Origin of the sequence: Verrucosispora sp. SN26_14.1 (assembly GCF_004307965.1) — a bacterium.
Taxonomy (GTDB): domain Bacteria; phylum Actinomycetota; class Actinomycetes; order Mycobacteriales; family Micromonosporaceae; genus Micromonospora.
Genome location: NZ_SISL01000199.1, coordinates 1 through 10,637, shown reverse-complemented (window position 1 = coordinate 10,637; position 10,637 = coordinate 1). Strand labels below are relative to the sequence as shown.

Annotated in this window: 12 protein-coding genes; 5 read left to right on the top strand and 7 right to left on the bottom strand. The window is 70.1% G+C overall.

Annotated elements, in window-relative coordinates; all coding sequences use genetic code 11:
• Positions 1 to 1,394, top strand: a 1,394-nt coding sequence (locus EYA84_RS18140; protein WP_161594996.1) for an AAA domain-containing protein, incomplete at its 5' end; no start/stop codon positions are given.
• Positions 1,395 to 1,478: 84 nt separating this feature from the next.
• Here the strand turns inward: EYA84_RS18140 and EYA84_RS18135 are convergent.
• The 4 genes from EYA84_RS18135 to EYA84_RS18120 all read right to left on the bottom strand — a co-directional run bounded on the left by EYA84_RS18135 (position 1,479) and on the right by EYA84_RS18120 (position 5,395).
• Positions 1,479 to 1,802 (bottom strand): hypothetical protein, encoded by a 324-nt coding sequence (locus EYA84_RS18135; RefSeq protein ID WP_131054247.1) that lies wholly within the window; start codon positions 1,800 to 1,802, stop codon positions 1,479 to 1,481.
• The gene (locus EYA84_RS18130) at positions 1,799 to 3,970 is read right to left on the bottom strand and encodes an EAL domain-containing protein (RefSeq protein ID WP_131054246.1); all 2,172 of its coding nucleotides are present in this window, start codon (positions 3,968 to 3,970) and stop codon (positions 1,799 to 1,801) included. Before EYA84_RS18130 ends, EYA84_RS18135 begins: the two co-directional genes overlap by 4 nt.
• A 178-nt stretch (positions 3,971 to 4,148) precedes the next feature.
• Positions 4,149 to 4,376 carry a hypothetical protein gene (locus tag EYA84_RS18125; protein ID WP_131054245.1) on the bottom strand — a complete coding sequence of 76 codons (228 nt, stop codon included), beginning with the start codon at positions 4,374 to 4,376 and terminating at the stop codon, positions 4,149 to 4,151.
• Between the two features lie 32 nt (positions 4,377 to 4,408).
• Positions 4,409 to 5,395: an endonuclease domain-containing protein gene (locus tag EYA84_RS18120; protein WP_236145828.1), complete on the bottom strand. Its 987-nt coding sequence runs from the start codon at positions 5,393 to 5,395 to the stop codon at positions 4,409 to 4,411.
• 228 nt (positions 5,396 to 5,623) lie between these two features.
• On the opposite strand from EYA84_RS18120, the gene EYA84_RS18115 reads away from it, so the two are divergent.
• Both EYA84_RS18115 and EYA84_RS32300 read left to right on the top strand, forming a co-directional pair.
• Positions 5,624 to 6,376 (top strand): HD domain-containing protein, encoded by a 753-nt coding sequence (locus EYA84_RS18115; RefSeq protein WP_131054244.1) that lies wholly within the window; start codon positions 5,624 to 5,626, stop codon positions 6,374 to 6,376.
• 55 nt (positions 6,377 to 6,431) lie between these two features.
• Positions 6,432 to 6,617 (top strand): hypothetical protein, encoded by a 186-nt coding sequence (locus EYA84_RS32300; protein WP_153227107.1) that lies wholly within the window; start codon positions 6,432 to 6,434, stop codon positions 6,615 to 6,617.
• On the opposite strand, the gene EYA84_RS18110 is transcribed toward EYA84_RS32300, so the two are convergent.
• The gene (locus EYA84_RS18110; RefSeq protein ID WP_131054243.1) at positions 6,605 to 7,162 is read right to left on the bottom strand and encodes a hypothetical protein; all 558 of its coding nucleotides are present in this window, start codon (positions 7,160 to 7,162) and stop codon (positions 6,605 to 6,607) included. The genes EYA84_RS32300 and EYA84_RS18110 overlap by 13 nt on opposite strands.
• Before the next feature lie 150 nt (positions 7,163 to 7,312).
• On the opposite strand from EYA84_RS18110, the gene EYA84_RS18105 reads away from it, so the two are divergent.
• On the top strand, positions 7,313 to 8,110 hold the full coding sequence (locus EYA84_RS18105; protein WP_131054242.1) for an SAM-dependent methyltransferase: 798 nt from the start codon (positions 7,313 to 7,315) through the stop codon (positions 8,108 to 8,110).
• Positions 8,111 to 8,286: 176 nt separating this feature from the next.
• On the top strand, positions 8,287 to 8,499 hold the full coding sequence (locus tag EYA84_RS18100) for a hypothetical protein (RefSeq protein ID WP_131054241.1): 213 nt from the start codon (positions 8,287 to 8,289) through the stop codon (positions 8,497 to 8,499).
• Here EYA84_RS18100 and EYA84_RS18095 read toward each other — a convergent pair.
• Positions 8,441 to 9,220, bottom strand: a complete 780-nt coding sequence (locus EYA84_RS18095; RefSeq protein ID WP_131054240.1) for a DUF4184 family protein — start codon at positions 9,218 to 9,220, stop codon at positions 8,441 to 8,443. The genes EYA84_RS18100 and EYA84_RS18095 overlap by 59 nt on opposite strands.
• A 168-nt stretch (positions 9,221 to 9,388) precedes the next feature.
• Positions 9,389 to 10,637: cellulose binding domain-containing protein (locus tag EYA84_RS18090; protein WP_131054239.1), on the bottom strand; the 1,249-nt coding region annotated here is incomplete at its 5' end.

Sequence of the window (10,637 nt, the reverse complement as noted above, 5' to 3'; positions counted from 1 at the left end):
GCACCGACCTGTCGGCCGCCTGGTCGGCGCTGGCCGAGGCGGACGCCGCGCTCGCCGAGGCGGTCGGCACCGCGCTGCGGCACCAGGTCACCAGTGCGCGACGGTGGACCGGCGAGGGCCGACGTGCCGCCGGAGCCCTGGGCACCTCCCTGCGGGCCGGTCGCAACCGTCGCCGCGAGATGCTCGCCGGGCTGGACGCCGAGGCACTGGTGCGGGCGTTGCCGCTCTGGGTGGGCACGGTGGCCGACGTGGAGGACCTGCTGCCGCCGGTCTCCGGAATGTTCGACCTGGTCGTGCTGGACGAGGCGGCGCACGTCGACCAGTTGCGGGCCGCCCCGGTGCTGGCCCGGGCCCGGCACGCCCTGGTCGCCGGTGACCCGCGCCAACTACGGTTCGTCTCCTTCGTCTCCGACGAGGACGTGACCGCCACCCTGCACCGGCACGGGCTGGACCGCTTCGCCGACCGGCTCGACGTACGCCGGTCCAGCGCCTTCGACCTGGCGGCCGGTGCCGCACCGGTCACCTGGCTCGGCGAGCACTACCGGTCCACGCCGCACCTGATCGGATTCTCCGCACGGCGGTTCTACGGCGACCGGCTCAAGCTGGTCACCCGGCACCCCCGCACCGAACGTGTCGACGCCATCGACGTGCTGACCACCACCGACGCCGCCGTGGTGGACGGCGTCAACCAGGCCGAGGTGGACGCCGTACTCGACCTGGTCGGGAAGCTCGCCACCCAGCCGCCCGGCGGCGGCATCGCGGTGATCAGCCCGTTCCGCGCGCAGGCCGACGCGGTGGAGGCGGCGTTGCTCTCGGCGTACGACGTCGACGAGATCGAACGGCTCGGCCTGCGCTCCGGCACGGTGCACGCGTTCCAGGGCAGCGAGGCGGACGTGGTGATCGTCTCGCTGGGGCTGGTCGACGACGACCCGCCGGGCCGACACCGCTTCCTGGCCGACCCGAACCTGTTCAACGTCATGGTCACCCGGGCCCGGAAGCAGCTCACGGTGGTCACCTCGCTGCGCTCCCCCGACGGCATCGTCGCCGACTACCTCCGGTACGCCGCACAGCCGCCGGTGTCCAGCGCTCCCGACGCACCCGCGTCCGAGCCGTGGGCCCGCGCCGTCGCCGTCGAACTCGACCGGATCGGCGTGCCGGTACGCCCCGGCTACCCGGTCGGCCGCTGGCGGATCGACCTCTGCGTCGGCGCCGACGCGAACGCGGTCGGGGTGATCTGCGGCGTTCACCCGGACGGGGTGGACGCCCATGTGGAACGGCAACGCACTCTGGCCCGCGCCGGCTGGTGCCTGTACGACGTGTTCGCCAGCCGCTGGTCCGACGACCCGATCCGCGCCGCCCTCGACCTCACCGCCCGGATGGTGAAGGCGCGGTAGTACCTGTCGTGGCGTCACAGCCGGGGTCAGGAATGGCAACTCGCTCGTGCCGGTGGATGAAGTCCCGGATCCGCAGAAGACACGTCACCGTTCTTCCTCGAAGATCGGCTGCAGGTGCTTCAACAGCCTCGCGGTATCCACGTTGCGCGGCAGGTCGATTCGCATGTCGATACCGCGGCCCTTGACCGTCAACACGACAGTCTGCCGATTGTCGCGCAACCGCCAGTTGCGAATCGCGACGACCAACGCACCCAGTTGTGGCTGCACAGCGGCGAGGGTGGCGAGGTTGGCCATAACCGCGACCCCTTCGACGGCGAGCGTGAGGGCGTCCAGCCCACGAATTCCCTCGTACGGCAGATCTATCTCGTTCAGCACGTCCGCCGGCAACTCAAGCTTGACGACGCTCATCGTTCTCCTTTTACCTGGGCTGCGATCTCTTCCTGAATCTGCCGGTCGAGCGGTTGCAGGCTCGTCGACGCCACCGCCCCGCAGAAGTAGCCCTGGACGTGGTGAATGCCGAGATCCCAGATCTGCTTGAGGGCGATCGGTGCCTTCTCGTCGTACCCCTCGACCACGACAGCTCGCGGATGGGGAGCATCGCCCTGGTCACGGGCGTAGCGGGCGACCTTCGCCACCAGTTCCAACTCCTCGACGGCCAGTGGATGGTGCAGAACCGCCCGGTCGACCTTGATCTGGGTGAGCCGCAACTCGGCCATTCGCGCCAGCGACGCGTGGCCCACACCGAAGTCGTCGACGGCGAAGTTGATGTGCAGGTCCCGAGCCAGCGTGGTGAGACGACGGTGGAAGTACTCCAGCGGCTTCTGCGGCCAGTCCTCACCCGGCCCCGGCATGATCGGATCCTGCTCGGAGATCTCCAGGGTGAGGGTCTGCGGGTTGACGTCCGCCTCGACGAGTGCCCGGCTCACCTGATGCAGGTACGAGTCGCGCAACAGCGAGCGGACCGCCACGTTCACCGACAGCGGTTTGATGCCCTGCCAGTTGGCGGCGACGGCGGCCTTGGCGTACGAGCGGATGGCCTTCGAGACGAGCAGTGCGTCACGCTCGATGATGAACCGGTCGCCCCACTGGTGCGCCATCTGCAGGACCGCCATCGGTGCTCCGGTGTCGCCCTCCTTACGGCGGGCCAGTGCCTCGAAGCTGTACACCCCCACCCCGGTGGGATGTCGGCTCAGTTCCACCACCGGTTGGAAGACCATGGTCAGCGAGTCGACCAGCTTCTGGTAGCTGGTGAAGGCGTATTCGTACACCGGTGTCGGCATCCGGCCGAACGCGGCCCGCAACGCCGTCATGACGATCATCTCGGACTCGACCGGCTTGTTGATCGGGTCGGAGTCCCAGACTGCTCGCAGGATCACCGCGAGCGGCTCGCCCATTTCCAGTTGCGCGGGGGCCGGGTCGACCACGGCGTAGGCGACCAGTCTGTCGTCCACCGCCTTGACGGGTACGCAGAGTATGCGCCGACGGGCCCCGTCGGAGACCACATGACCCGGCATCGAGGTGCGGTACTGCACGGCCTCGTCGGCGGCGAGTTCCAGCATCGGCCGGAGCAGCTCGTAGTCGAAGCGTGGGGTCTTGTCCACCACGCTGATGCCGTCACCGGCGAACTGCACCACCGCCACCGAGTCCGCGTCCACCGCATACCGGATGAGTTCGACTTGCTGGGCGTGGTGACTCGGCCGGTTCGCGCCGCGGAACATCCGGCCGAGCAACTGCATGATGGAGTTCGCGTGGTCTTCGAGCGGGTTCTTGCAGGGCCGGATGACGCCGGGATTGGCCGGTGTGTTGAACGTCTGCCGATCGTGCCGCGACACGGGTGGCTGGGTCAGCGGTATCGCCGGCCCGTAGGTCTTCACCCACTGGGCCGGCGGCGGGTCGATGCCCTGCTCAGCCACGAACGCCGCCATCCGGGCGAACGACACCCGGCGAGCCTCGTCCGCAGCCTCGCCACGTAGTGCCCGCAGGACGTGGTGGGTCAACACACCGTGCCCGTAGTCGGTGTTCTCCCGGGCCACCCCGCCCTTCGGGCACGCCAGCAACGCACTGTGCCGGTCGACCTGGGTGCGGTAGGTCTCTATCGCCGCCGCATGTCGCCGGTCGGCGTCCGCATAGATGCCCGCCTGGCAGCAGTCCAGCACCAGGAACGAGGTGCCCGCGAACGCCTCGAACACATCCCGCTTGAGGAACGACATCCGCAGGCCGTTGTCCGGCTCCCGAGGCAGCGCGTCCGGATCCAGATCAGCAGTGACCAGGTACGCGTCGAGCTGCTCGTTCCACTCCGGCACCAACGCATGCCCGGCGAAATAGACCAGCAGCACATCCGAGGGGCCTGACTCGAACGCGATCCCGCGCAGATACGCCTTGATGTCACGCCACGTGGCATCCGCGCCGAGGAACATCTTGACGTCACCGTCGTGGAAGGTGCCGTAGTCCTGGTCGAGCAACACGGCCCGGAGGTCCTGTGCGTCACTCTCGGCATACCGTAGCGCGGGCAGTTGCACGTCGTAGCCGCACTGGTTGACTCCGATCAGGACGGCCTGTCGCTTGCTCGGCGCCATCGCACACCCCCGGAGGCGATCGGTCACACGGTCACGGCACGAGTTCGCCTGCTTGCCGTCAGCAACCCTATCGGTTTCTCCACATCGGACCGCGCAAGGTCAGATTCCCGTCAACCAACCCCTGAGTCCGGAAACAGGCGTGACCGGGATGACAACTCCGAGACCACGTCGCACCCTTCTACAGTCCCACGTCGGATTCCTTGGAGGGCCGCATAGTCGGCAGCGGCTGGCCCCCATTCTTATAAACCACCCGGAACCCGAGGTGCTGCGCCAACGGCGCCCCACGCGCCGAGCGTGCCAGCAACTCGGCACTGTTGACCTTGCCGCCGTTGACGAGCCGGTTGAGGATCACCGTCTCGAACGCCGCCGACTCGATCCAGTCGATGTTCTTCGCGAAGCCGGACACCATTGACGGATGAGCACGTGCGGTTCCGGGGATCAACGCGGTCGACGGCTGGCCAGGATGGCGAGGGTCTCCCGGCGTACGGTCTCCGGCTCACGCACGAGCCGACGATGGGCGAAACGGACCACCAGGATGCCGAGTGCGGCCAGTTGTGCGTCGCGGCGCAGGTCGATCTCGCGCTGTCGCGGGTCGCCGTGGGTCGTGGCGCCGTCGAGTTCGATGTTGACGCGTTCCGGCTCGGCGTAGAGGTCGAGGTAGACGGTACGCCGACCGAGCCGGACGCGTACCTGCCGTTGGAACGTCGGCATTCCCGGGCCGGTGAAGACCCGCTCGTGTCCCCAGATCTCCAACGGACTGCGACAGCCCTCGGCGAGCCTGGTCAGCAGTGTGCTGAGCCCTGCCCGTCCCGGCACCCGCGTCGTGCCATCGAGTGCGGCCCGCAACCGCTCGGGGGTGGTCAGTCGGTCGTTCACGGCCCTGATCATCGGCGTCCGCCGCTCACCCGGGGTGAGCATCGGCCAGGAGTCGACGAGGGCACGCTCGACGGTGGTCACCGGCAGTCCCTGTCGTACCAGCACCGACGGTGAGGTGAGGCTGAAGTGGCGTCGTCGGTGGACCCGGACACCGGGCCAGCTTCGTAGGCCGCTGCCGGCCGGGGCGCTCACGTGCAGCAGGTCCCCGGGCAGTTGTGCACGCAACCCCCAGACGTCGAGGGCAGTGAGGTGGCTGAGCGCGCCGCGCTCGCGTATCCAGCCAGCGACCGCACGGCGGCCGAGGTCCGGACCGATCCGGCCGAGCGGCGAGGTGTACGCCCGCCTGCCCTCTTCGTCGAGCAGGTGTGCTGCCGCGAACACCTCGGGCAGTACCCGCACCAACTCACCGGTGGTGCACGATCGTTGCAGGATCCACGCCGGCACGACCTGCTCGACGACGGACCGGTTCACCAGCCCGTGCCCGCGTTCCACCAGTTCCGCCAACACCACGTCCACGCCCTGGACCGTGCCACCCAGCCCCCAGCTCACGCAGCCACGAACCCCAACACCTGTGGACGGACGGCCCGCTGTGGACAACCCCCACCCCGGCCCTCCGTCTGCTATGGCGACCGAGAAGGTGCCTCGTCTTAGCGTGGCAGTGTGGCTGTTCGACACGCCGCTGCGGGAACAGCCACGCTGCCACGATAAGAAGGCAGCGGCGCGTTGCGGCGGACTGGCGGTCCCCCGCAGGTCGGGGCGATCGGTTATAAGAGACGCATGGAACTGCCACCGTATCTGGCCACCATGCCGATGCACGCGATCACCGAGATGCACGGCGAGGCCGGTCTGCGGGAGCGGTTCCGGCTGGAGATCAAGGTCTTCGACGAGGATCATCAGCAGCGCCTCGACGAGGCGTTGACACTGGCCTCAAGGCTGCACCGGGACGACCGGCGATCCCGCGAGCCGTACGTCAACCACCTGCTCCGGGTCGCCATCCGGATGATGCACTACTACGAGGTACGCGACGTCGACGTGATCGTCGCCGGGCTGCTCCACGACGCGGTCGAGGACCACCCGGCCGAGCTGGCCGGGTGCGAAGAAGCGAACGGGGCCGACGAATCGACTGTGTCCGACCGGACCGGGGCGGCGCTGGAGGTGCTCGCGGAGCGGTTCGGGCCTCGGGTGGCGCGGCTGGTGGCGGCGGTGACGAATCCGCCGTGGGATCCGGGGCGGGGGCGTGACGAGCAGTACCACGAGCACGTCGCCGCCAGCCTGGAGCGGGAGCCGTGGGCACGGGTCGTCAAGATCTCCGACTTCACGGACAACGGGGTCGGCGTGATCCACTCGGTCGGGCCGAAGGTCGAGTCGTTGGCGCGGAAGTACCGGCCGCTGGTGCCGGTCTACCGGGATCTGGTCACCCGGGCGGACACTCCGCTCTCCGATGCGGTACGGCGGCACATCCTCGACCAGCTCGACCTGGCCGAGGAGCGTTTCAGCGCCATCCTCGACCAACCGGCCCACCCCGCCTGACCGGGTCGCTGCGACACTTGCCGTCGCGCTACCTCAGGTCGGGTTCGACCCACTGGTGGCGGGGCCACGCCACAGCCGGGACGTGCTGGGCGGGGCGTTCCCGACGCTGGCGCCCGACGGGGTGAACGCGCTGCGGGCGAGCGGGTTGTCCGACGGTCACGGCTTCGCCGTCATCGCCAGCGACGGCAGGCCACTCCGCGTGCCTGTCGAGATGAACGCGCGTACTCCTCACCCCGGGTGAACGTCACGGGTGAACGGGAGGTCCCGGTCGCCCAGGCGGCTCTGCAAGAGGGTGGCCTGGGCGACCGGGCCACCGCCGACGCCCAGGCCGTCCCGGGCCGCGTCGTAGAAGTGGTCACGGGCCTCGTTGGCCCGGTGCAGCAGAGCCGCCAGGTCGTCGGTGGGCCTGCCCTGGGCGACTCGCTCGATCGCCCAGACCGCGTCGCGCCACGCGCGGGCCGCGGTCACCGTCGGACCGTCGCCGAGCAGCAGTACGTTCTCCCAGGCGAGGGTGTGGCGGAAGTCGGCCTCGACGAGGTTGGCCAGCTCCCGATCCCGGTCCACCGGCACCCCTCGCCATCCGGGCAACAGCCGGCCGGAGGTGGCGTGCACCTCCTTGAGCGCGCGGGCGAACTCCGCGTACGCGTCGAGCCGCCGTTCGTCCCAGCGCACCGTCTGGGTCCGCCGCCAGCGCGACCGGTCGGCCAGCGAGGTGGCGACGATCGTGCCGACGGTGCCGATCAGGACACCGATCAGGGCAGGCAGTTGTGCCAGCAGGCTTCCCACCACCCGAAGCCTGCCACCCTCGGGCAAGGTGACGGGGCATGGGAATCCCGCTCAAGGCGGTACCTTCACCTTCGACAGTGGACGGAGCCTGCGTACGATGATGTGATCATCCGCAGGTCCGTCAGCCGACCCCGTCGACAGGAGCTAGGAATGGCCAGCCCGGATCCCGAACTCGCCGCGAAGCTCCAGCCCGAGGTGCCGCATGCCGCGCGGATCTGGAACTACTGGATGGGCGGGAAGGACAACTTCCAGTCCGACCGGGCCGCCGGTGACGCCGTGGCGGAGGTCTACCCCGAGATCGTGGTGATGGCCCAGCAGTCGCGCAAGTTCCTCATCCAGGCGGTGCGCTACCTGGCCGCCGAGGCGGGCGTCCGGCAGTTCCTCGACATCGGCACCGGTCTGCCCACCATGCAGAACACCCACGAGGTCGCCCAGGCCATCGCGCCCGACTCGCGCATCGTCTACGTCGACAACGACCCGATGGTGCTGGTCCACGCCCGCGCGCTGCTGTCCAGCACCACCTCCGAGGGCGTCACCACGTACGTGCCCGCCGACTACCACGACCCGGAGAAGATCCTCGCCGAGGCCGCGCAGACGCTCGACTTCGACAAGCCCGTCGCGGTGATGTACATGGGCGTGATGGGCTACGAGCCGGACCTGGACGTGGTACGCGCCATCGTCGGCCGGACCATGGCGGCCACCGCCTCCGGCAGCCACCTCGTGCTCTGGGACGGCACCGACACCAGCCCCGAGGTCGTCTCCGGTGCCGAACGGCTGGCCCAGAGCGGCGGCGTGCCCTACATCCTGCGCAGCCCCGAACAGCTCGGCACCTGCTTCGAGGGACTGACGCTGGTGGAGCCGGGCCTGGTGCCGATCCCGCTGTGGCGTCCGGCGGACCCGGAGGCGGTGGCGATCGACGCGTACGGTGCGGTGGGCCGCAAGCCCTGACCCTCGCCCACCCGGGGTGATCTGCCGGGCCTTCGGGATGGCCCGGTGTGAACCGGTGGACGGACCGGTCAGGAATCGAGAAGCGCAGGTCAGCGCCCCGACCATAGCCTGACTTCCGGTCGAGCACACCACCGGCAGAGTGCCGGTGCGGCGGCTCGGTCCGGAGGGAGGCCCCGGTGAAGGGCAACGCGTGGGTCCGTCAGGTGCACCGGTGGACGTCGATCGTCTTCACGGTGGCAGTCGTCATCGTCACCGTCGTCGTGATGGGGCAGCAGGAACCGGCCGAGTGGGTGTTCTTCCTGCCCCTGCCGCCGCTCTTCCTGCTGCTCGTCACCGGCCTGTACCTGTTCGCCCTGCCATACGCCGCCAGACGCCGCGCCGCGAGCTGACCCGGACAGCCAGGCCACCGGCCAGCAGCGCCAGCGCGGCGAGGTGCAACAGCCGGACGCCGGTCGGCGCGAGCAGGTCGGCACCGGGCAGCGCCGCCACGCACACCGCACCGGCCACGGCGACCACCCCGGCGACACCCCAGAACAGGGTCGGCCGGCGGGCCGGGACGGCACCTCCGTCCGCCTCCCGCCCGCCGCGCCGACCGATCCGAGCCGCGAGTACGACCGCCAGCGCGCTGCCGACGACCGTGCTCGTCAGGTCCGACACGGTCCACCAGGCCACGCCGCTGACCCGGGACCAGTCGACCCCGAACAGCACCCGCAACCAGTCGTCGGTGTGTGTGAGCCAGTCCCAACCAAGGTGGCTCGCCGCGCCGAGCACCGCCGAGCCGACCGTGATCCACAGGCGGTACGGCAGCACCGCACCACGCAGCGCGTACCCCCGCCAGCCGAACCACCGGTTCCCGGGCAGGTGGACCGCGACGTCGGGACCGGCGAACCGGACCACCGCCGCGTACGCCAACGCCACGGGCAGGCACCACCAGAACAGCGCGGGCCAGGAGTGGGTGTCGGCGATTGTCCGGCCGTCCGCGCCGACGGCGAGGTACGCGACGTCCGGGGCCACGGCACCGGTGCTCAGTGCCACCCCGTCGCACCATCGGGGCCGCCAGACCTTGAGCGCCAGCACCGGCGCGAGATGCGCGGGAAAGGTCAACGGCACCGCCGCAGCCTAAGCCCATCCCTGATCGTGGCAGTGTGGCTGTGCGACACGCCGACGCGCGAACAGCTACACCGCCACGTTGAGGCGGGCACCGCCGCTCCGCCACGTTGAGGCGGGCACCGGCCCGATCAGCGGGGGCGGAGCCCGGCGGGCTCCGCCCCCGCACGGTCAGGCGACGGTGCAGGTGGCGCCGTTCAGCGTGAACGCACCGGGTCGGGCCGTGTTGCCGGTGTGGTTGGCCTGGAACCCGATGCTGACCGACGCGTTGGGCGCGATGGTGCCGTTGTAGGAGACGTTCCTCGCGGTCACCTGCCCGGAGGTCGGCGAGTAGCTGGCGTTCCAGCCGCCGGTGATGGTCTGCCCGGAGGGCAGCGTGAAGACCAGCGACCACCCGTTCACCGCCGAGCTGCCGGTGTTGGTGATGGTGAGGTCCTCGGTCAGGCCGTTGTTCCAGGCGTTGACTGTGGCGGTGACGCGGCAGGACGCACCACCCGGGGGCGGGGTGGTCGGCGGTGTGGTGGTCGGCGGGGTCGTGGTGGGCGGGGTGGTGGTCGGCGGCGGGGTGGTGCCGCCGAACTGGGTGAAGAAGCGCCAGGTCTCGCCCGGCAGCCAGGTCCGCGAGCCACTGTCACCGGGAGCGCCGTCCTGCGGGGCGGCGATGTGTCCCTCGTCGAACGCCGCCCAGACGACCGGGTAGCCGGCCGCGCATCCGGAGTACGTGGTGGTCCGGTGGGTCAGGCTGCCCTGGCTCGGCTCCGGCGGGTTCTGCGCGGTGCACCCGTTGTTGCCGACGAACCGGTCGCGCAGGGAGCGGCCACCGGCGATGCCGAGGACGTTGTCCCGGATGCCGTGCGCCCCGAAGTAGGCGATCCGGCCGGTGCCACCGCTGCATCCGCTGATCTGGCCACCGGCGTACACGGCGACCGCCCGGAACACGTTCGGCCGGGCGCAGGCGACGGCGTAGCTCATCCCGCCGCCCCAGCTGAAGCCGAGGGCGAAGCGTTGGGTGGTCTCCACGCACAGGTCCGACTCGATGACGCGGAGCATGTCGTCGACGAAGGTGATGTCCTCGCCGCCGGAGTTGCCCCATCCGTTGTTCAGTCCCTGCGGCGCGACGAAGATGGTGCTGTTGTTCGACAGGGGCAGCAGCCCGTAGTAGGCCCAGGCGTCACGCTGCACGGTCTGGCCGGTGGCGACGTCGGTGGCGGTGCCGCCGCGCCAGTGGAAACCGAAGACCAGCCGGTACGGGTTGGTGTTCTGGTAGTTGTCGGGCACCCGCAGGATGAAGCTGCGGCTCTTGCCGTTGCTCTGGATGGTGTGCGTACCGCTGCGCAGGGTCGGGGTCTTGCCGCACCCGGCGGTCGCGGCGAGGGTGCCGATCTCGGCCGCGGCGGCGGTGCGGCCGAGGCTGCCGGTC